This is a genomic window from Sphingomonas canadensis (assembly GCF_026013525.1).
Lineage (GTDB): Bacteria > Pseudomonadota > Alphaproteobacteria > Sphingomonadales > Sphingomonadaceae > Sphingomonas > Sphingomonas canadensis.
In genome coordinates, this window is the sequence record NZ_JAPDRA010000009.1 from 165,838 (window position 1) to 186,775 (window position 20,938).

Annotated in this window: 18 protein-coding genes and 1 pseudogene; 12 read left to right on the forward strand and 7 right to left on the reverse strand. The window is 68.9% G+C overall.

What is annotated here, in order from left to right; genetic code table 11:
• The first annotated feature begins 38 nt into the window (after window positions 1-38).
• From OM513_RS16545 to OM513_RS16565, 5 genes are all read left to right on the forward strand, one after another.
• The gene (locus OM513_RS16545) at window positions 39-1,436 is read left to right on the forward strand and encodes a porin (RefSeq protein WP_264945733.1); all 1,398 of its coding nucleotides are present in this window, start codon (window positions 39-41) and stop codon (window positions 1,434-1,436) included.
• Between the two features lie 29 nt (window positions 1,437-1,465).
• Window positions 1,466-3,133 carry an MFS transporter gene (locus tag OM513_RS16550; RefSeq protein ID WP_264945734.1) on the forward strand — a complete coding sequence of 556 codons (1,668 nt, stop codon included), beginning with the start codon at window positions 1,466-1,468 and terminating at the stop codon, window positions 3,131-3,133.
• Window positions 3,134-3,248: 115 nt separating this feature from the next.
• Window positions 3,249-3,758 carry a GNAT family N-acetyltransferase gene (locus tag OM513_RS16555; RefSeq protein ID WP_264945735.1) on the forward strand — a complete coding sequence of 170 codons (510 nt, stop codon included), beginning with the start codon at window positions 3,249-3,251 and terminating at the stop codon, window positions 3,756-3,758.
• Window positions 3,759-3,768: 10 nt separating this feature from the next.
• Window positions 3,769-5,661, forward strand: a complete 1,893-nt coding sequence (locus OM513_RS16560) for an AMP-binding protein (protein WP_264945737.1) — start codon at window positions 3,769-3,771, stop codon at window positions 5,659-5,661.
• Window positions 5,662-5,867: 206 nt separating this feature from the next.
• Complete coding sequence (locus OM513_RS16565; RefSeq protein ID WP_264945738.1) at window positions 5,868-7,850, forward strand: asparagine synthetase B family protein; 1,983 nt, start codon at window positions 5,868-5,870, stop codon at window positions 7,848-7,850.
• Between the two features lie 27 nt (window positions 7,851-7,877).
• Here OM513_RS16565 and OM513_RS16570 read toward each other — a convergent pair whose 3' ends face one another.
• Together OM513_RS16570 and OM513_RS16575 are read right to left on the reverse strand one after the other, a co-directional pair.
• Complete coding sequence (locus OM513_RS16570) at window positions 7,878-8,015, reverse strand: hypothetical protein (RefSeq protein WP_264945740.1); 138 nt, start codon at window positions 8,013-8,015, stop codon at window positions 7,878-7,880.
• A 91-nt stretch (window positions 8,016-8,106) separates the two neighbouring features.
• Window positions 8,107-8,742 (reverse strand): phage tail protein, encoded by a 636-nt coding sequence (locus OM513_RS16575; protein ID WP_264945741.1) that lies wholly within the window; start codon window positions 8,740-8,742, stop codon window positions 8,107-8,109.
• Here OM513_RS16575 and OM513_RS16580 point away from each other — a divergent pair.
• The 4 genes from OM513_RS16580 to OM513_RS16595 are packed head-to-tail and all read left to right on the forward strand — an operon-like array spanning window position 8,741 to window position 11,513.
• Window positions 8,741-9,838: a hypothetical protein gene (locus tag OM513_RS16580; RefSeq protein WP_264945743.1), complete on the forward strand. Its 1,098-nt coding sequence runs from the start codon at window positions 8,741-8,743 to the stop codon at window positions 9,836-9,838. The genes OM513_RS16575 and OM513_RS16580 overlap by 2 nt on opposite strands.
• A complete protein-coding gene (locus tag OM513_RS16585) occupies window positions 9,831-10,748 on the forward strand; it encodes a sulfotransferase domain-containing protein (RefSeq protein WP_264945744.1) in 918 nt (305 codons plus the stop codon). Before OM513_RS16580 ends, OM513_RS16585 begins: the two co-directional genes overlap by 8 nt.
• 23 nt (window positions 10,749-10,771) lie before the next feature.
• Complete coding sequence (locus OM513_RS16590; protein ID WP_264945746.1) at window positions 10,772-11,047, forward strand: PqqD family protein; 276 nt, start codon at window positions 10,772-10,774, stop codon at window positions 11,045-11,047.
• Entirely contained in the window at window positions 11,034-11,513 is a 480-nt protein-coding gene (locus OM513_RS16595) for a lasso peptide biosynthesis B2 protein (RefSeq protein ID WP_264945747.1), read from the forward strand. The genes OM513_RS16590 and OM513_RS16595 overlap by 14 nt, the downstream gene beginning before the upstream one ends.
• On the opposite strand, the gene OM513_RS16600 is transcribed toward OM513_RS16595, so the two are convergent.
• The 5 genes and pseudogenes from OM513_RS16600 to OM513_RS16620 form a co-directional block, all read right to left on the reverse strand.
• Complete coding sequence (locus tag OM513_RS16600) at window positions 11,510-13,219, reverse strand: ATP-binding cassette domain-containing protein (protein WP_264945749.1); 1,710 nt, start codon at window positions 13,217-13,219, stop codon at window positions 11,510-11,512. The two genes, OM513_RS16595 and OM513_RS16600, sit on opposite strands and share 4 nt — an antisense overlap.
• A gap of 32 nt (window positions 13,220-13,251) precedes the next feature.
• Window positions 13,252-14,250, reverse strand: coding sequence for a sugar kinase (locus OM513_RS16605; RefSeq protein ID WP_264945750.1), 999 nt, complete (start codon window positions 14,248-14,250; stop codon window positions 13,252-13,254).
• Window positions 14,251-14,268: 18 nt separating this feature from the next.
• Window positions 14,269-15,717: a glucuronate isomerase gene (gene uxaC / locus OM513_RS16610; protein ID WP_264945752.1), complete on the reverse strand. Its 1,449-nt coding sequence runs from the start codon at window positions 15,715-15,717 to the stop codon at window positions 14,269-14,271.
• Window positions 15,718-15,965: 248 nt separating this feature from the next.
• A pseudogene (locus OM513_RS16615) lies at window positions 15,966-17,279 on the reverse strand (MFS transporter); the annotation flags it as partial.
• Between the two features lie 223 nt (window positions 17,280-17,502).
• Window positions 17,503-18,081 (reverse strand): DUF924 family protein, encoded by a 579-nt coding sequence (locus tag OM513_RS16620; RefSeq protein WP_264945753.1) that lies wholly within the window; start codon window positions 18,079-18,081, stop codon window positions 17,503-17,505.
• Here OM513_RS16620 and mtaB point away from each other — a divergent pair.
• From mtaB to OM513_RS16635, 3 genes are read left to right on the forward strand one after another with little or no spacing between them, the layout of a single operon-like run.
• Window positions 18,081-19,322: a tRNA (N(6)-L-threonylcarbamoyladenosine(37)-C(2))-methylthiotransferase MtaB gene (mtaB, locus tag OM513_RS16625; RefSeq protein ID WP_264945754.1), complete on the forward strand. Its 1,242-nt coding sequence runs from the start codon at window positions 18,081-18,083 to the stop codon at window positions 19,320-19,322. The two genes, OM513_RS16620 and mtaB, sit on opposite strands and share 1 nt — an antisense overlap.
• Window positions 19,319-20,254 carry a signal recognition particle-docking protein FtsY gene (gene ftsY, locus OM513_RS16630; RefSeq protein ID WP_264945756.1) on the forward strand — a complete coding sequence of 312 codons (936 nt, stop codon included), beginning with the start codon at window positions 19,319-19,321 and terminating at the stop codon, window positions 20,252-20,254. Before mtaB ends, ftsY begins: the two co-directional genes overlap by 4 nt.
• Window positions 20,247-20,873 carry a septation protein A gene (locus tag OM513_RS16635; RefSeq protein ID WP_264945757.1) on the forward strand — a complete coding sequence of 209 codons (627 nt, stop codon included), beginning with the start codon at window positions 20,247-20,249 and terminating at the stop codon, window positions 20,871-20,873. The genes ftsY and OM513_RS16635 overlap by 8 nt, the downstream gene beginning before the upstream one ends.
• Window positions 20,874-20,938: the final 65 nt, after the last annotated feature.

Sequence of the window (20,938 nt, forward strand, 5' to 3'; positions counted from 1 at the left end):
AGGAAAGACGAGAGAACACCGGGTAGGGAGATGATGTCATGCTGAGGCGAAGGACGGCGGCGATCGCGCTGCTGCTCACAGCCAGCGCGCTGGTGGCGCCGGGCCAGGCGTTCGCACAATCCGCCACGCGCGAGGCAGCGCTCGCCAGCCGGCTGGAGAAGCTGGAGGCAGAGATTCAGGCGCTGCGCAGCGATCTGGCCGCCGCGCGCGGCGAGCTGGCGCAGACCACCGCCGTCGCCCAGAAGGCCGCGGCAAAGGCCGATGCGCCGCCCGCGCAGGCCGCGGCCCAGCCCGCCACCGCCCCGGCGGACGGCTTCCGATCGGGCGCCACGACGATCAAGCTGGGCGGCTATCTGAAGCTTGTCGCCAGCAACAGCCGCTTCAGCGATGGCGAGGTTGCCACCAACTCGCTCGGCCGCGACTTCTATTTGCCCCAGGCGATCCCCACCGCGGGCGGCCCCGCTTCGCGCGTGCAGGATTTCAGCGCCAAGCAGGCGCGCTTCTGGCTGAACCTGTCCACCGACGTCGCCGGCCATTCGCTCAAGGGCTATGTCGAGACCGATTTCCAGACCTCGCCCGGCACCCAGGGATCGCAGCGCACCACCAACGGCTATAATCTCGCGCTGCGCCGCGCCTGGCTTCAGGTCGACAAGTTCACCTTCGGCCAGGATTGGTCGACCTTCCAGTACACCGGCGCCCTGCCCGAGAGCACCGACTATGTCGGCGTGACCGAGGGCACGGTGTTCGTCCGCCAGCCGCTGATCCGCTATTCGGCGCCGCTGGGCGGCGGCATGACGCTGCACGTCTCGGCCGAGAACGCGGAGTCGGGCACGGCTACGCTGGGGTTGCCCACGCTGATCGAGAACGGCGACGACAGCTTGCCCGATTTCGCCGCGCGGCTCACCTGGGCCGGCAGTTTCGGCGAGCTTTCGCTGGCGGGCCTGGCGCGCCAGGTGCGCGTGGCCAACGGCGCGGCCTCCGACTCCAGTTTCGGCTGGGCGGCCAGCGCGGCGGGCAAGATCTACCTTGCCGGCGACAAGTCGAGCGACGTCCGCTTCATGGCCACCTATGGCAGCAACGCCGGCCGCTACATCGGCCTCAACTTCGCGCCTGACGCCATCTATGTGCCGGCCAGCGGCACGCTGGCCGATGTGCGCGAATTCGCCGCCTTCGCCGCGGTGCGCATCGGCCTGACGCCGCAGATCCGGCTGAACCTGATGGGCAGCTATCAGGGCGTCGATTACGACGCCGCACTTGCACCCGCCGCGCTGGCGGGCTTCAACGATCAGGCGTGGAGCGCCGCGGCCAACCTGTTCTGGTCGCCAGTCAAGAATGTAGACCTGGGTATCGAATACCGGCACGGCGAACGCCGGGTGGTAGGCGGCGCGCAGGGCAAGCTCGACCGGCTCGAACTTGCCGCAAAGTACGGCTTCTAAGGGCTCGTCAGGGGAGAGGAAGGACAATCATGGCAACGTCATACGACAAGCTGCCCAAGCACCATAAGGCGACGCAGAGCGAAAAGCTCGTCATCACCGCCTCGTCGCTTGGCACGGTATTCGAATGGTATGATTTCTATCTGTACGGCCTGCTGGCCACGATCATATCGTCGCAGTTCTTCTCGGGCGTGAACGAGACGACCGGGTTCATCTTCGCGCTCGCCGCCTTCGCGGCCGGCTTCGCGGTCCGCCCGTTCGGCGCGCTGGTGTTCGGCCGGATCGGCGATCTCGTCGGCCGCAAGAACACCTTCCTGGTCACCATGGGCCTGATGGGCCTTTCGACCTTCGTCGTCGGCCTGCTGCCCTCCTATGCCACCATCGGCGTGGTGGCGCCGATCCTGCTGGTCGTGATGCGGCTGGTGCAGGGGCTGGCGCTGGGCGGCGAATATGGCGGCGCGGCGACCTATGTCGCCGAGCATGCGCCGGACAACAAGCGCGGCCTCTACACCAGCTTCATCCAGACCACGGCGACGCTGGGCCTGTTCGCGGCGCTGCTGGTGGTGATCGGCACGCGCACGCTGATCGGCGAGGATGCGTTCAAGGAATGGGGCTGGCGCGTGCCGTTCCTGGTCTCGATCGTGCTGCTGGCGGTGTCGATGTGGATCCGCATGCAGCTCGCCGAGAGCCCCGTCTTCCAGAAGATGAAAGAAGAAGGCACCACCTCCAAGGCGCCGCTGACCGAGGCTTTCGGCCAGTGGAAGAACGCCAAATGGGTGCTGGTCGCGCTGCTCGGCGCGGTCGCCGGCCAGGCGGTGGTCTGGTACACCGGCCAGTTCTACGCGCTGTTCTTCCTTGAGAAGATGATGCTCGTCGACGGCGCCACCGCCAACATCCTGATCGCGGTCGCGCTGGCGCTGGGCACGCCCTTCTTCATCTTCTTCGGCTGGCTGAGCGACCGGATCGGGCGCAAGATGATCATCATGGCCGGCTGCGCGCTGGCGGTGTTCACCTATTTCCCGGCGTTCCACCTGCTGTCTGAGGCGGCCAACCCCGCCCTTGCCCGCGCCGCGGCCAGCGCCCCGGTGTCGGTCGTCACCAACGCGGACGATTGTTCGCTGCAGTTCGATCCGGTGGGCAGGAACAAGTTCGACAGCAAGAGCTGCGACATCGCCAAGGCCTTCCTGGCCAAGAACGCGATCAGCTACCAGAATGTCGCGGCGCCCGCGGGCACGGTCGCCTCGGTCCGCATCGGCGGCCAGACGATCGCCGCGCCCGATCCCGCCACGCTCTCCGGCGATGCGCGCAAGGCCGCGATCACCAAGTTCCAGGGCGATGTGAAGGCGGCGCTGAAGGCGGCGGGCTATCCGGCCAAGGCCGATCCGGCGGCGATCAACAAGCCGCTGGTCGTGGCGGTGCTCTTCTACCTCGTGCTGCTGGTGACGATGGTCTACGGCCCGATCGCGGCGATGCTGGTGGAGCTGTTCCCCACCCGCATCCGCTATACGTCGATGTCGCTGCCCTATCACATCGGCAACGGCTGGTTCGGCGGCTTCCTGCCCACCACCGCCTTCGCCATGGTCGCGGCCACGGGGGACATCTACTACGGCCTCTGGTATCCGATCGTGGTGGCCGGGCTGACGCTGGTGGTCGGCCTGCTGCTTCTGCCGGAAACCTTCCGCCGCAACATCGACGATTGACGCCCCGTGCGGGGAAGGCGGGAGCAATCCCCCTTCCCCGCCGGAATTTTCGCTGGATCAAAGTCATAGGCCGCCGCAACGGGCAAGGCGCGGCGGCCATCAGGGGAATGCTGCCATGTCCACCGACGAACGCCTCCACACCCGCTCCGGCCTTGCGGTCGCCGTCCGCCCGGCGACGGAGGAAGACGAGGCCGCGCTGGCCGCCTTCTTCGACCAGGTGAGCGGCGACGATCGCCGCTTCCGCTTCTTCTCCGCCGCGGCGCACGTCAGCCACGACCAGCTCGAGCCGCTGATCCACGCCGATCACTTCCGCAGCGAGAGCTTCCTGGGCTTCGACGCCGCCAACGGCGAACTGATCGCGTCGGCGCTGCTGGCCAGCGATGCGGCGATGGACACCGCCGAGATCGCGATATCGATCCGCAGCGACTATCGCGGCCGCGGCGTCGGCTGGGCGCTGCTCGATTTCCTGGGGCGCGAGGCGCAACGCCGCGGCCTGCGCCGCGTGATCGCGATCGAGGCGCGCGAAAACCATGCCGCGATCGAGCTGGAGCGCGAGAAGGGCTTCACCCCCGAACCGTTCGACGACGATCCCTCGCTCGTCGTCCTTTCCAAGAGCTTCCGATAGGACCCGGCAGATGAGCGATTCCTACCGCCAGGCCTGGGATGCCAGCGTCCGCGATCCCGAGGCGTTCTGGGGCGCCGCCGCGCGCGCGATCGACTGGTTCGTGCCGCCGGAGCGCGTGCATGGCGCGGATGAAGGCTGGTTCGGCGGGGGCGTGCTCAACACCGCGCACAACTGCCTCGATCGCCATGTCGCCGCCGGGCGGGGCGATGCGGCCGCGCTGATCTATGACAGCCCGGTCACCGGCCAGCGCCGCGAATACAGCTACTCCGAACTGCTGGCGGAAACCGGGCGCGTGGCCGCGATGCTGCGGCGGCTGGGCGTGGCCAAGGGCGATCGCGTCGTCCTGTATATGCCGATGATCCCGCAGACCGTGTTCGCGATGCTGGCCTGCGCGCGGATCGGCGCGGTGCATTCGGTGGTGTTCGGCGGCTTCGCCCCGCTGGAGCTGGCGAAGCGTATCGACGATGCCGCGCCGCGCGTGCTGCTCACCGCCTCCTGCGGGATCGAGGGCAGCCGCGTCATCGCCTACAAGCCGATGGTGGACGAGGCGCTGGCGCTGGCCGATCATCCGGTGGAGCGGGTGGTGGTGTTCCAGCGCGACGCGCTGCAGGCCGGGCTCACCGCCCCGCGCGACCTGGACTGGGCGGAACTCGGCGCCGAAAGCGCCGCCGATCCGCTGCCCGCGCCAGAGCCGATGGCGGCGAACGACCCGCTCTATATCCTCTACACCTCCGGCACCACCGGCACACCCAAGGGCGTCGTGCGCGAACATGGCGGCCATGCCGTCGCGCTCGCCTGGTCGATGGCCAACATCTACGGCATCGGCGCGGGGGACCGTTTCTGGGCGGCGTCCGACGTGGGCTGGGTCGTGGGGCACAGCTACATCGTCTATGCGCCGCTGCTCGTCGGCGCGACGACCATATTGTTCGAGGGCAAGCCGGTGGGCACGCCCGATCCGGGCACCTTCTGGCGCACCATCGCGGCCAACCAGGTCAAGATATTCTTCACCGCCCCCACCGCGATCCGCGCGATCCGCAAGGAGGATCCGGACGCCGCCTTCCTGGCCCAGACGGGCACCGGCGGGCTGCGCGCGATCTTCCTGGCGGGCGAGCGCGCCGATCCGGACACCATCGCCTGGCTGGAGGAGAAATCCGGCCTGCCGGTGATCGACCATTGGTGGCAGACCGAGCTGGGCTGGCCCGCGATCGCGACCTGCTTCGCGCTGGGCGACCTGCGCCGCAAGCGCGGCAGCGCGGGCTTCCCCGTCCCCGGCTACGCCTTCGAGGTGCTCGGCGAGGACGGGCGGCCCGTGCCCACGGGCGCCAGCGGATCGGTGACGATCAAGGCCCCGCTGCCCCCCGGCGCGTTCCGCACGCTGTGGAACAACCAGGCGGGGTTCGATCGCAACTTCGAAAGCTTCCCCGGCCATTATGAAACCGGCGACGCGGGCCATTTCGATGCGGAGGGCTTCCTCCACATCATGGGCCGCACCGACGACATCATCAACGTCGCCGGCCATCGCCTGTCCACCGGCCAGATGGAGGAGATCGTCGCCCAGCAGGACGGCATCGCCGAATGCGCCGTGATCGGCGCCGACGATGCGGTGAAGGGCATGATCCCGGTCGCCTTCGTCGTGCCGCGCGCGGGCGCCGCCGATGCGGATACGCTGGTGCGCCAGGTGATCGCCGCCGTCCGCGCCGAACTGGGCGCCGTCGCCGCGCTGAAGACCGCGCATGTCGTGCCCCAGCTTCCCAAGACGCGATCGGGCAAGATCCTGCGCAACCTGCTGCGCAAGCTGGCGAACGGCGAACCCTTCGCCACGCCCGCCACGATCGAGGACCCGGCCGTCCCCGGCCTGATCGCGGCGGCGCTGCAGAAGGCGCACGATAGCGAACGCGTGTGATCGCGCCGCGCGGCCAAGATCGTTCTTGACCGTGCCGGGCGAACCGACCAAAGCCGCCTAACCTGCGGATTTCCGCGGGTTTCGGCCGGATTCCGGCCCGGCATCGCGCGCATCGGGGCATCGTTCCGCCCGGATCGCGGCATGCGGGGCGGCGCCCGTGCCGCGTGCCGCTTGCCACCACCGGTTTCTGCGAGAACAATCCCCGCATGAGTGCGATAGGCGCGATCTTCCACCGCGACGGCCGGCCGGTCGAACGCCGCGCGCTCGATCGGATGCGCACCAGCCTCAGGCTCTATGGCCCGGATCGCGATGGCGTGGAGGCCGACGGCTGCATGGGCCTGGTGTGGACCCATATGATCGGCTTCACCCCGCAGGACCGTCAGGAATTCCAGCCGATGGCGCTGCCCGGCGGCGCGATGATGGTGTTCGCCGGGCGGCTGGACCATGGCGAGGAGCTTTGCGCCGCGCTGGGACTTCCGGCCGCGCGCGCCGCCACCATCACCGATTGCGAGCTGGCGCGGCGCGCGTGGGAGGCGTGGGGCCAGGATTGCGCGCGGCGGCTCCACGGCGATTTCGCCTTCATCGTCGCCGATGCCCGGCATCGCCGGATCGTGGCCGCCCGATCGCCGCTGCGCGGCCATCCGATCCATTATGTCGAGCAGCCCGACCGCATCGTGCTGGCGTCGATGCCCAAGGGTCTTTTCGCGCTGGGCGACGTCCCGCGCGAGCTGGACGACCAGCAGCTTGCCGACATGCTGGTGCTCAACTTCCAGGACCGGGAGGCCACCTGCTTCAAGGGCGTGCACAGCCTTCCGCTCGGCCATATGCTCGTGGCCGGACCGGACGAGTTCCGGATCACCCGCTTCTACGACATCGCCGATACGCCGCCGCTGCGCTATGCCCGCGACGCCGACTATGTCGAGCGCGCCCGCGAACTGGTGGAGGCCGCCGTCGCCAATGCGATGCGCAGCGTCGAGACACCGGCGGTGAAGCTGAGCAGCGGGCTCGATTCCACCTGCGTCGCGGTGACCGCGCTGGGCCTGCTCGATGCGCGCGGCAGCGGCGAGCGGCTGTTCTGCGTGACGGCGGTGCCGGAGCCGGGCTGGGACGGCCGCGCGTTCGGCGCGTGGCGGGTCGGCGACGAGAGCGGGCCGGTGCGCGCGCTGGCGGAGCGCTATCCGGCGCTGGACGTCCATTTCATCGATTCGGCCGGCGTCTCGCTCGACCAGGGGATGGAGCAAGTGCTCGCCGCGGCTGACATGCCCATGCGCAACGTCACCAACATGCACTGGGGGCAGGAGCTCAGCCGGACGATCCGCGCATCGGGCCGGCGCGTGGCGCTCTCGGGCGGCGGCGGCAATGCCACCATCAGCATGTCCGCAGCCAGCCAGGTGATCGCCGGCCTGTTCCGGCACGGCCATTGGCTGAGCCTCGCGCGGGAGCTTCGCGCGTTCAACGAGCGCCAGGGGAACCGGCGCTGGCTGGGCTTCGGCAATCTGGTGAGCCTTGCGCTCGTGCCAAACATGCCGCGTGGGCTATACGCCGCCTATCGCCGCCGGTGGCCGGCCAGCTTCGAGATCGGCTGGCAGCGCTATTCGGCGATCCATCCCGATTTCGCATCCGGAATGGGCATCGAGCAGCGATTCCGCGAGCTGGGATGGAACGATGCTTTCCAGCCGGCCGCCGATCGCCGGACGCTGCTTGCCTCCATGCTCGATCGCGGTGTCCGCCATCGTGGCGGCGCCTTTTCGCTTGCGTCGCAGGCAGTGCGCGGCGTGCAGGGACGCGATCCGCTGGGCGACCGCAGGCTCGTGGAATTCTGCTACGCGATACCCGACGACCAGTTCTACCGGCAGGGCATGGATCGCAGGCTTGTCCGGCGCCTGATGGCGGACCGGCTGCCCGGCGAAGTCCTGACCGCGCCGCGCGGGCGTCAGGCGGCAGACTGGCACCTGCGCCTTACGCGCGATCTGGCGCGGTTCGACGCGGAACTCGACGTTCTGGCGGAAGATCCCCAGGTCGCGCAGCGGATCGACATCCCGCGGCTGCGGGCGGCGCTTCATGCGCTGCCGGCGCAAACGCCACTGACACGAAACGACCATCCCGATCTTGCGATCGCGATGGTCGGTTTCACCCGCGCGCTAGCAATGGCGCGGTTCATCCGGTCGATCGAGGGGCGCAACCGCTAGAAAGCAACGCCGCGCCCCGGATCGAAATCAGCTCTCGGAGAAGCCGGTATCCTCGGTATCGGCGTCGCTGCCGGCGGCATAGCCGGAAGCAACATGGCTCATATTGGACGAAAGCTCGACCAGCTTGGGCGCGACCCAATCGAGGATCGTCTGATCTCCGCGCATAGGAACACTCATGGTAAGCTCCGAAATCTAAAAACCGCGACCTTGCCGCAGTTCAATATTGATAAAGCGGCAAGTCGCCAATCGCAAAGACTTAGTTACGCGACGGGAAGATTCCTTCCAGCGCGATGCACCACTGCAACGTCAGATAGGGCTGCAGGGTCGAGAAAGGCTGGCTGCCGCCGTTGGTGTTCACCGTCACGGTGGTCGCCGCGGTCGCCGCGTCCATGATGTGAACCGTGGGGTCGCCGGTGTAATAGGTGTTGTTCGTTCCGGTCACCGCGAAACTGTTGCGCACCGGAGTCGGCGTATCGGCCTGGACGCCGCCGGCAACCTTGATCTGGGTGGTCGCGGTCGCGGTATGATTGTGGATCGGCATCTGCAGGATGTTCAGCGTCGTGTTCTCGGTGCCGCCGGCCTGGCCCATCGAGTAGGGCGAAAGACCCGGACCCTGGCCGTTGCTGATCGGAACGCGGCCGCGCAGATCGGGCAGCGCGAAGGTGGTCTGGCCGTTGCCGCCATAGGTGGTGCCCAGCAGCGAGAACAGTGCGGTGTTCGACGCGATCGACAGGATCTGGCCCGAGGCCGTGGCCCAGCCGCGCGGGCAGAAATTAGCACCGGTCAGCATGAGCTGGCCGATGAAAGGCTCCGCCTGCGCCTGCGCGGGCGCGGAATAGCAGCCCATCGACGCCGTCGCGAGCAGAGCAAGAGTGAGATGCTTGGCCTTCATGCTATCGTTCCCCATTCCTGTTGACGCGGCTCTCGCTTATGCCCCACTGCGGAGGCATCAGCGGAGCCCTGATGACTCGCACGCTGCGGCGGTATATCTGGTTTCCCTGCCGATCGTAAGATGCAAAATACAGGCGAAACGATTCGGACTTTCCCAGGGTCGCCAAAGTCAATCTGGTGTCGATGTGAACAATTCAGCGCTGCCCTTTACTGTTTCCGCCGATCTTGACTTGGGCCAGAGGATATCTCCCTATCTGGTCGACGGCGCGGCAGACGTCGAAATTCGCCGCGGCGAAGTACCCGAAACATTAGGCGAAGAAAAATCCGGCGATCTTCCTTATCAGATCAGCGGATCGCGCATGCTGCTCAAGGTGCCGAGCGGCATCCGCTATCTGATCGAGGACGGGTGCAGAATCGTCTATTCGCGCTCCGCCGAGCATGAAGATGGCGACGTGTCGCTGTTCTTGCTCGGCTCGGCATGGGCCGCACTCTGCTATCAGCGCGGCCTGATCCCGCTCCATGCCAGCGCCGTCTATATCGACGGAAAGGTGCATGCGTTCACCGGCCGGCCGGGCGCAGGCAAGTCGACGCTGGCAGCGGCGCTTTCGGCGCGTGGCCATCCCTTCTTCACCGATGACGTGCTGATCATCGATCCCGCACGGCTCAGCCCCGATCCCCTGTGCTTCACCGGCCAGAAGGATCTGAAGCTGTGGCGCGACGCGATCGAACTCACCGGCGCCGCCCGGGGGGTGCCCGTGCGCAGCGTCGCCGGCTTCGACAAGCATTACGCCACTCCGACGAACCCCACGGGCGCTGTCGCCGGCGTGATGGCCAGCCTGGTCGTGCTGCGCGAGGGCGGGCGCAATTCGGAGCCGGAGATCACTCCGATCCGCGGGGCGCCGGCCATCAACGCGCTGCGTCGCGCGGTCTATCGGCCCATCTTCGCGGAAAAGATCCTGGGCAACCGCGCCTTGTGGCAAGGGCTGGCCGGGCTCGCGGGCAAGGTGCAGGTCATGCGGTTCACGCGGCGGATGATGCCGGATGAGTTCGATTCGGGCGTTGCCTTCATGGCGCGCTGGATCGAAGCGCATGATTGAGGGTGCGCTTCCCCCGATCGCGCCGCCCCGCGAAGCGAACCCGGGGGGACGGATCGTCTGGCTGGCGTCCTTCCCCAAGTCGGGGAACACCTGGACGCGCATCCTGCTGGCCAATTTCCTGGGCGAGCTGGAACAGCCCGAGGAAACCGACGATCCGATCGCGGCAGTCGGCCAGATCAGTTCGGATCGCTCTGCCTTCGACAACATCACCGGCATTTGCTCGGGCGACCTGACCGTCGCGGAGACCGATCTGCTCCGGCCGCTGGTGTACCGGGAATGCGCGCGGAGCACGCCGCGCGCGCATTTCTTCGTCAAGGTGCATGACGCCTGGCAGCGCAACCGTGCGGGAGAGGGCCTGTTTCCCGCCGATTGCTCGCGCGGCGCGATCCTGCTGGTGCGGCATCCGATGGACGTGTGCCTGTCGTTCGCGTTCCACCGCGGCCAGGCCGATTGCACGCAGACCGCGCACCACATGAGCCGGCCCAATTTCTCGATCGGCCGCCGCAGCCATGCGCAGATCCCCCAGCAGACGCTGGGCTGGTCGGGCCATTATCTGTCCTGGACGCGCCAGACCGAAATCCCCCTGCTCGTGGTCCGTTACGAGGATCTGCTCGCCGACACCGTCACGGTGTTCGCCCGCATGCTGACATTCCTCAAGATCGAGGGCGCGGACGACCGCGAGCGCGTGGCGCGTGCGGTGGAACTCTCCCGCTTCGACCGGCTGCGCGAACGTGAGGACCGCGCCGGTTTCCGCGAGACCGCGCCCACCGCCGAACGCTTCTTCCGATCGGGCCGATCCGGCGAGGGGATCGAATCGCTTCCCGCCGAGCTGCGCGACAAGTTGTGGCACGATCATGCGGCGGTGATGGAGGAACTCGGATATTCCAAGTCCGGCGTCATCCGCCTATGAGCGGGGCAAGGGGAGAGTTGCCAGTGAACGCGGATACCATCGTCGCCCAGGGAAAGAACCAGGTCGAAGCCGCGGCCGATGGCGAGCTGGTGCTGATGCATGTGGAGAGCGGCCGTTTCTTCACGCTCACCGGCCCGGGCATCCGCGTCTGGCAGCTCATGTCTCAGCCGCTGGCGCTCGGCGCGCTTGCCGATCGGCTGACCGGTGAGTTCGCGGTGGAGCGCGACCAGTGCCTCGCCGACGTCGCCGCCCTGTGCGAGCAGCTCAGCGCGGCCGAGCTGATCGATGTCTCCCCGTGAATTCCTGCGCAAGCTCCGCGGCTATCCGGTGTCCGAATGGCGCTGGATGGTCGAGGCGGGGCTGTCGCTGGCCTGGGCGCGCTTCCTGATCCGTTTCGTGCCGTTCCCGCGCTGGCGCGGCCGGATGGGGCCGATCGGCGAAGGGGCGCCGATGCCCCCCCTGGCCGGGGCACAGCGCGCCACCGCCTATATGGTGCGGCGCTGGGTTCAGCGGGTCGCGGCCAACGCATCGTTCACCGCCAACTGCCTGCCGCAGGCGATGGCGGCGCGCTGGATGCTCGCGCGGCGCGGCATCGCCACCGAACTGCACATCGGCGCCCGCCCCGGCACGCGCGGCGACCGGCCGATCGATCTCCACGCCTGGCTGCTGTGCGGCGACCTGTGCCTGACGGGCGAGCGCGAACGCCATGCGTTCGAGGCGTTCCAGGCCTCCAGCCGCCGCGCCCCGCCGGGCCTCAACGCCTAACCCGCCGCCACCCCGTCGGCGACGCGGATCACCCGGTCGCACCAGGCCAGGCTCTCCTCGCGATGCGAGATCATCAGGATCGTCGGCCGCGGGTCCAGCGCCTTCAGCCGGTCGAGCAGCGCCGCCTCCCCCGCCGCGTCGATCGCGTTTGCGGCTTCGTCGAGTACCAGCAGCCGCGGCCGCCGCAACAGCGCGCGCGCCAGCCCGATCCGCTGGCGCTCGCCGCCGGAAAGCATCGCGCCGCGCTCGCCCACCACCGTGTCCAGCCCCTGCTCCATCCGCGCCACCAGCCCGTCCGCGCCGGTTAGCGCCAGCGCTGCGGCCATCTCTGCCTCGTCCGCCGAATTGCCCCAGGCCAGGTTGCGCCGCAGGGTATCGTGAAACAGGAAGCCCTCTTGCGAGACATAGGCGATCGCGTCCGCCCAGCCCGCGCGGCGGGCGGGATCGAGCGGCACGCCGCCCACCGTCAGCGTGCCCTGCTGCGGATCGAGAAGGCCGACGATCAGGTCCACCATCGTCGTCTTGCCCACGCCGGACGGGCCGGCGATGCCCACGAACTCGCCGGGCGCGATCGTCAGGCTGGCGGACCTGAGCCCGCGCCCGCCGGGATGCAGATAGCGCACGCCGGAGAGCACGATCGGACCCGGCGGCGGCGGCACTGGCGCCACCGTGTCCTTCTGCCCGGCCGCGAGCAGCTCCGCCTCCAGCGCACGCACCGATTCGAAGGCGGGCAGCGCGAAGACGAAATTCTGCCCCGATTGATAGAGCTGCAGCGCCGGGCCGCTCATCCGCGCGAAGATCAGCACCAGCGTGATCAGCACCGCGGGCGGCACCGCCAGCCAGCCATAGCCGATCAGCACCACCATTCCGCCCAGCAGCGAGGAAAGGATCGCGAAGCTGCGCCGCCCGCCCGCCTGCCGCGCCTGAAAATCGAGCTGCCTGCCACGAATCTCGCGCTGGATGCTGGCGAATTCGTCGACGAAGCCCGCCTGCTCGTTCTGCGCGGCCGCGGTCTTCAGCCCGGCGAGAAAGCTCGCCGTGCTCGCCATCAGCGCCTGGCCCGCGCGCACCATGCCCTTCCCCAGATCGTGGACCCGCCCCTGCGCCGAGACGAACAATATCGCGCCAAGCCCGAGCAGCGCGATCGCCGCCCCGGCCAGCGCGGGCGCCAGCGAGATGGCGATGCCTAGCTGGATCACCAGCATCGCCACCGAGACGATGCCCTGCACCATGAAGAAGGACGCGGTGCCCAGCCGCTGGATCTCCGTGGTCACCAGGTTGGTGATGCGCGCGTGGCGCATGGCCGCAACGCTGCTCCACGGCGCCCGCGCCAGCGCCGCTACGGCGCGCACCCGCTCGGCCTCGATGAAGCCGGTCTGGAGCCGCGCCAGCGCCATGTCGCGCGCGAACTGCACCACGGCGCGCAGCATCCCCAGCGCCACGAACACCGCCACCAGCAGGCCAAGCTGCGCCACCGGGGTCTCCAGGCCGAAGCCCGCCAGCATCCGGCCGACGCGCCCGTTCCCGCCTTCCACCACCACGCCCAGGATCGGCACCAGCAGCAACAGCCCGGCTCCGTCCAGGATCGCGCCCCCGGCCACCAGTGCGCCCGCGCGCACCCCGCGCCAGCCGGAATAATCCGCCACCGCGCCAAAGAGCGCGCGGGAGGCGGAGAGCAGCTTCACGATCATGGTCCGGCGCGACATCGTCCGGGCTCTAGCGGTCTTGCGCGCCGGTGTCAGCGGCGGACGTCGCGCCCGCCCGCCAGGAAGGCGTCGATATCCGCCTGGCGGAACAGGCTCATGTCGCCGGGCAGCGAATGCTTGAGCGCGGCCAGCGCCAGCCCGGACTCCGCCGCCGCCTCGATCCCGTGCGCGATGCCGTGCAGCACGCCCGCGGCAAAGGCATCGCCCGCGCCGATGCGATCGACGATCCCTGCGATCAGCACCTCATCGGTCTGGTGCCAGCCGCCCCGGGCATCGACGCGGGCGGCGAGGCGATGGCTGTCGGCGTCATCCACGTGCCGCGCGGTGGAGGCGATCACCTGGAGCCTCGGGAAAGCGTCGAACGCCGCCTCCGCCGCCTCGCGCCGCCGCTCGGGTCCGTCGCCGGAAAATTCGCGGCCGAGGAGGAGCGAGACGTCGCGATGGTTGCCGAACAGGATGTCGGCCTCGCCCACCAGCCGCGTCAGTATCTCGCGCGGGTCGGAGTCCCATGCCTCCCACAGCCGCGCGCGATAATTGCCGTCGAACGACACCGGCACGCCCCGTTCGCGCGCGGCCCGCGCCGCGGCCACCGCGGCGGCGGCGGTGTTCGGCCCCAGCGCCGGGGTGATGCCCGAAAGGTGCAGCCGCGTGACGCCCGCGAGCAGCGCGTCCCAGTCCCATCCATCGGCCGGGGCGAGCGCGAACGCCGATCCCTCGCGATCATACACCACCTCGGACGCGCGCAACCCCGCGCCCGGATTGAGGAAATAGAGCCCCAGCCGCCCCGGCAGCGTCCGCACGCCGCAGGTATCGACGCCGTGCCGCCTCAGCTCCCCCGTCACGGCCCGGCCCAGCGCATTGTCCGGCACCGCGCTGGCCATGCGCACGGCATGGCCCAGGCAGGCCAGCCCCACCGCCACATTGGCCTCCGCCCCGCCCGCGCACACGTCCAGCGCGGGCGACTGGAGCAGCAATTGCCGCCCCGGCGCGGAAAGGCGAAGCAGCAGCTCGCCGAAGAACAGCGTCGTCATCGCGCCCTCATGCCCCGTTCAGGCCGCCGCCGCCACCGGCGCGGGCGCCGGCTGGTCCAGCTTGTACGCGCGGCGCACCAGCCCGTTGGTCAGCTCGTGCGCAAGCTCCGCCGCCTCCCAGTCGAGCAGCCGCCCCTCGGCCACCAGCCGCGCCAGGAAGCCGCAGTCCACCCGCCGCGCCACGTCATGCCGCGCGGGGATCGAAAGGAAGGCGCGCGTATCGTCGTTGAAGCCCACCGTGTTGTAGAAGCCCGCGGTTTCCGTCGTCATCTCGCGGAAGCGGCGCATGCCCTCCGGCGAATCGTGGAACCACCAGCTCGGCCCCAGCTTCAGGCACGGATAATGGCCCGCCAGCGGCGCCAGTTCGCGCGCGTAGCTGGTCTCGTCGAGCGTGAAGAGGATGATGCTGAGAGCGGTAGAGGTGCCGAACCGGTCGAGCAGCGGCTTCAGCGCATGGACGTAATCGGTGCGCGTCGGGATATCGGCGCCCTTGTCGCGCCCGTGGCTGGCGAACAGTCCGCCGTTGTGGTTGCGGAAGCTGCCCGGATGGATCTGCATCACCATCCCGTCCTCCACGCTCATCGCCGCCATCTCGGTCAACATCTGCGCGCGGAACAGCTCGGCGTCGGCGGGAGTCCAGGCGTCTGACAGGATCGTGCGGAACAGCCGCTCTGCCTCGTCATGGCTCAGGTTCGCGGTCTGGGCGGTCACATGGCCATGGTCTGTCGCGGTAGCGCCCGCCGCACGGAAATCGGCCCGGCGCCGGCGGTGCGCCGCCAGATAGCCGTCCCAGCTCCACACATCCTCGCCGGTCTTGTCCGCAAAGACCTTCATCGCGTCGTGGAACTGCTCATGCTCCACGTCGATCACCGCATCGGGGCGATAGGTGGTGACGACGCGCCCGTCCCACCCGCTGGCATGGATCGCATGGTGCGCGCCCAGATCGTCCTGCGGCCCCTCGGTCGTCGCCAGGAAGGCGATGTTGAACCGGTCGAACAGCGCGCGCGGGCGGAAGGCGTCGGTGGCCAGCTTCGCGTTGATCGTGTCGTAATAAAGGTCTGCCGTGGCGGCATCGAGCTGCACCTCGATGCCGAACACCTCGCCGAACACATGCCCCAGCCACATCGCGGAAGGCGTGCCGCGGAACAGGTGCCAATGCTCCGCTAGAGTCCGCCATGCCTTGCGCGGATCGGTGGCCGGCGTCCCCGCCTTGCTCGGCACGCACAGCGCGTCCAGCGGCACGCCCTGCGAATAGAGCATCCGGTAGAGATAATGATCGGGCGAAAGCAGCAGCTCGGTGGCGTTCGACCAGTTGGCGTCGGTCGCGAACCAGGCCGGATCGGTGTGGCCGTGCGGGCTGATGATGGGCAGCCCCGCCACTTCTGCATAGAGCGCGCGGGCGATCCCCCGCGTGCGCTCCTCTGCCGGAAACAGCCGGTCGGGATCGAGCTTCAGTGGCTTGGCCATCATGTCCTTCCTCAGGGGTTCTTTTCGCCGAACAGCCGGTCCGCGAGCACGCCCAGCAGCGCCACCGCCGCGCAGGCGGCCAGCAGCCCGTAATAGGCGCCGTCGCTCAGGCAGGGAGTCCCCGCGCCCATCCACACCGGCACGCATCCTTCCGCCGCCCGCTTGCCGGAGGCGAGGAAGATCACCACGCCGACCAGCCCCGCGACCGACGCGACGATCGGCGCCCAGGGCGTGGAGGCACGGAACTTCTCCACGCGCGCCAGCCGCGGCGACAGCAGGTGGACCGAAAGCACGGCGAGGAAATAGGCCGCCCCCGCCACCACGAACAGCGGCGTATAGGTGCCCAACCGGTCCAGCACGTCGCCGGCATATTTCGACATCAGCGCGCCGCCGATCGCGCCCACCGTGCCGCCGATGCCGATCACCGCCCCCACGGCGAAACGCGGGAAGGTGTCCGAAGGCAGGGTGTAGAGATTGGCGGAAAAGCCCTGGTGCGCCGCGGCGGCAACGCCGATGATCACCACGCTGACCCACAGGTTGGGAACCGATGTGGCGAACACCACCGGCAGCACGAACAGCGCGCAGACGAACATCGTGATCTTGCGCGCGCGGTTCACGTCCATGCCCGATTTCATCAGCCGCCCGGAAAGCCAGCCGCCCGCGATGCTGCCCACGTCCGAGATCAGGTAGATCGCGCCCAGCGCCAGCACCGCGGTGGGCGTGCTCCAGGTCTTCAGGTCCACGCCATATTGCGCGCCCAGGAAGCCGGGCAGCCAGAACAGGTAGAACCACCAGATCGGATCGATGAAGAACTTGCCCAGCGCGAAGGCCCAGGTCTCGCGCGTGGCGAGCAGCTTCAGCCACAGGCCCGGCGTCTTCACGTCCGGATCGGCCGGGTCCTGGGTGATATGCGCCAGCTCGGCCTGATCCACCTTGGGATGCTGGGCGGGATCGTCGCGGTAGAACGCCAGCCAGGCCACCAGCCACAGCACGCCGAAGATGCCCGTCACCACGAACACCATCCGCCAGCTCATGCCCATCTGGGCGATCATCAGATAGACGATCAGCGGCGTCAGGATCGCGCCCACGTTCGATCCGGCGTTGAACAGGCCGATCGCGAAGGCGCGCTCCTTCTGTGGAAACCATTGCGCGACCGATTTCACGCCCGCGGGGAAGTTGCCGGATTCGCCGATGCCCAGGCCGAAACGCGCGGCGGCGAACTGCGCCACGCTATATGCCCCGCCATGCGCCACATGCGCGATCGTCCAGATCACCACCGCGACGGCATAGCCCAGCCGCGCGCCGATCGCGTCCACCACCTTGCCGAAGCCGATATAGCCGATGGCATAGGCGACCTGGAACCACACGACGATGTCGGCATAGGTGCGCTCGTCCATGTGCAGCGCGGGATCGTCCATCATGGTCGGCTTCAGCAGGCCGATCATCTGGCGGTCGATATAGTTGATCGCGGTCGCGGCGAAGAGCAGCGCGACGACCACCCAGCGATAGCGCCCCATGCGCTCCGCGGCCGATTGGATGGCCGCCTCCCCGTTGTTGGTCATCTCACCCCTCTCCTTCACTCGTTGACGCGACTGTTAGCGCTAACTTTGGCCCGAGCCAACGCCGAAATGCCGTGCAGGCACGGCGAATCCCGGCTTATGACACCGGTTACCATCACCCTGTCGCGCTATCCCGCGCGGGTCAAGGGGTGAGTGCGCCGGGGTCGCCGCCGCCCATCGGATTACAATGTGGGATTCCGGCCGCCCGGCCTCCGCACCGGATGGTTCACCACCCCGCGCCGGGCTGGCTCAGATAGGCCCGCTCCTCCGCCGTCGATTCGCGGCCCAGCGCGGCGTTGCGGCCGGGAAAGCGGCCGAAGCGGCGGATCACCGCCTGGTGATCGCGCGCGAAGGCCAGCGGCTCGGGATCGCCCAGCGCTTCGAACAGCCGCACGCATTCGGCCTGCGCCTCCGGGTCCTCGGCGTGCATGAAGGGCAGATAGAGGAACTGGCGCTGTTCCGCGCGCATCCCCGCGTCCCATCCCTTCGCCAGCGCCGCGCGCGCCAGCTCCAGCGCCAGCGGATCGGCGGCGAAGGCCCGGGCGCTGCCGCGGTGGATGTTGCGGCCGAACTGGTCGATCAGGATGATCGCGGCCAGCAGCGTTTCGGGATCGCCGCGCCACGCCGCCGCGCCGCTTTCCACCACCTGCTCGCGCAACCCGCCGAACAGCGTCGATATCTCCGCATCCAGCGCCGCCGACTTGGCGAAACGCTGTTCCGGCATCACCAGATCGAACCAGAAGCCCAGCACCGCGCGCGCCTGCGCGTGGACATCGCGGTCCGCCACACCTAGATCGTCGGCCAATGCCCGCCTCCTCTCCTCATGTGATCAGTCTCGGCTGCCGGCTGAACATCGCCGAGAGCGAGACGATCCGCGCCCTTCTGACGGGGCGTGACACCGTCGTGGTGAACAGTTGTGCCGTCACGGGCGAGGCGGTCAAGGCCACGCGGCGCGCGATCCGCCGGGCGCGGCGCGAACGGCCGGACGCGGAACTGGTCGTCACCGGCTGCGCGGCGCAGATCGATCCCGCCGCCTTCGCCGCGATGCCGGAGGTCGATCGCGTCCTGGGCAATGCCGAAAAGCTCGCCCCCGCCGCCTGGGCGCCGGGCGGCGCGGCGGTGCAGGTGCAGGACATCATGGCGGTGCGCGATGTGGCGCCGCACCTGGCGGCCGCCTTCGCCGAGCATGCCCGTGCCTTTGTGGAGGTGCAGAACGGCTGCGACCATCGCTGCACCTTCTGCGTGATCCCCTATGGCCGGGGCAACAGCCGGTCGGTGCCCGCGGGCGCGGTGGTGGAGCGGATCGCCGCGCTGGTGGACGCGGGCCATGCCGAGGCGGTGCTGACCGGCGTGGACCTGACCAGCTATGGCGCGGACCTGCCCGGATCGCCCACGCTGGGCGCGCTGGTGGAACGTATCCTGCGCCATGTTCCGGGGCTCCGGCGGCTGCGGCTCTCGTCGCTCGATTCGATCGAGATCGACCGCCGGCTGTTCGCGCTGCTGACGCAGGAGCCGCGTGTGATGCCCCACGTCCACCTCTCGCTCCAGGCGGGCGACGACATGGTGCTCAAGCGGATGAAGCGCCGCCACTCGCGGGTGGACGCGGTGCGCATCGTCGAGCGGCTGAAGGCCGCCCGGCCGGAAATCGCGATCGGCGCCGACCTGATCGCCGGATTTCCCACCGAAACCGCGGCGATGTTCGCCAACACGCTGGCGCTGGTCGGCGATTGCGACGTGGTGCATGGCCATATCTTCCCCTACAGCCCCCGCGCGGGCACCCCGGCAGCGCGGATGCCGCAGGTGGCGCCGGAGGTGGTGAAGGCGCGCGCCGCGATGCTGCGCGAGGCCGCCGCCGCACGCCGCGCCGCCTGGCTCGCCGGGCTCGCGGGGACGGAACAGGAAGTGCTGGCCGAGCGTCCCGGGGATCGCGGCCATGCCGGGAATTTCGCCGAGGTGCGGCTGGCCGCCCCGGCACGGGTTGGAGAGATTGTGCGCGTGCGCATCGAAACGGAAGGCAACGGCATGCTGATCGGGGTCCGGGCATGAGCGGCCCTTCATGGCATCAGCGCCTGCTCGGCGGGCTCAAGAAGACGTCGGACCGGCTGCTGGGCAACCTGGCCGGCCTGGGCGCCGCGCGGCTGGACGAGTCCACGCTGGAGGAGATCGAGGAGGCGCTGATCGCCTCCGACCTGGGGCCGGAGACCGCGGCGCGAATCCGCGCCCGGCTGGCCGATGGCCAGTATGAGCGCGGCATGGAGGAGCTGGGCATCCGCCTGGTCGTCGCCGACGAGATCGAGAAGTCGCTGGCCCCGGTGGCCAAGCGGCTGCAGGTCGAGGCCTTTCCGCGGCCCCAGGTGATCCTGGTGATCGGCGTCAACGGATCGGGCAAGACCACGACCATCGCCAAGCTGGCCAATCTGCTGATGGAACAGGATTATTCGGTGCTCCTGGCCGCCGGCGACACCTTCCGCGCCGCCGCGATCGGACAGCTTCGCACCTGGGCCGATCGGATCGGCGTGCCGATCGTCTCCGGTGCCGAGGGCGGCGACGCGGCCGGCATCGTCTATGAGGCCGTCAAGCAGGCGACCGAAAAGGGCATCGACGTGCTGATCGTCGACACCGCCGGGCGGCTGCAGAACAAGCGCGAGCTGATGGACGAACTGGCCAAGATCCGCCGCGTGCTGGGCCGGCTCAATCCCGCCGCGCCGCACGACGTGGTGCTCGTGCTCGACGCCACCACCGGCCAGAACGCGCTCAACCAGATCGAGGTGTTCAAGGAGGTGGCGGGCGTCACCGGGCTGGTGATGACCAAGCTGGACGGCACCGCGCGCGGCGGCGTGCTGGTGGCGGCGGCGGAGAAATACGGCCTGCCGATCCATGCGATCGGCGTGGGCGAGAAGGTGGACGACCTGCGCCCCTTCGACGCGCGCGAGGTTGCGCGGATCATCGCAGGCGTGGAAGAATTGACCAATGGCTAGCGCATCCCCCCGTCCCGAGGCTTCGCCGCTGCTGCGCATGGGCGTGGACATCGGCCCGCTGCTGATCTTCTTCGTCGTCTATCTGTTCGCGCCCTATGGGCTGGACATCCAGAAGCTGCTGGCGGCCACCGCCGCCTTCATGGTGGCGATGGCCGTGGCCATGGCGGTCTCCTGGTGGAAGACGCGGCACATCTCGCCGATGCTGTGGATCTCCGGCGGACTGGTGCTGGTGATGGGCAGCCTGACGCTGTGGTTCCACAACGAGGCCTTCATCAAGATGAAGCCGACGTTCGTGTACCTGCTGTTCGCGATCGTGCTGGGCTATGGGCTGTGGGCGCGCAAGCCGCTGCTGGAGCTGCTGCTGGGCAAGGCCTATCCCGGGCTCTCCGCGCGCGGATGGCGGCTGCTGACGATCAACTGGGCCATCTTCTTCATCGCGATGGCCGGGCTGAACGAGCTGGTGTGGCGGACGAGCAGCACCGCCTTCTGGGCCGGCTACAAGCTGTGGGGCGCGATCCCGCTGACGCTGGTCTTCGCGATCGCCAACATCCCGATGCTGCTCAAGAACGGGCTCCAGCTCGAAAAGCCCGAGGACCTGCCTGTCCCGCCCGAGGAATAGGCCGCACGAGGAATAGGCCCCCCGGCGGAACACGGCGGCGGGCGGCCCCCTCCCCCGGTGGCGGA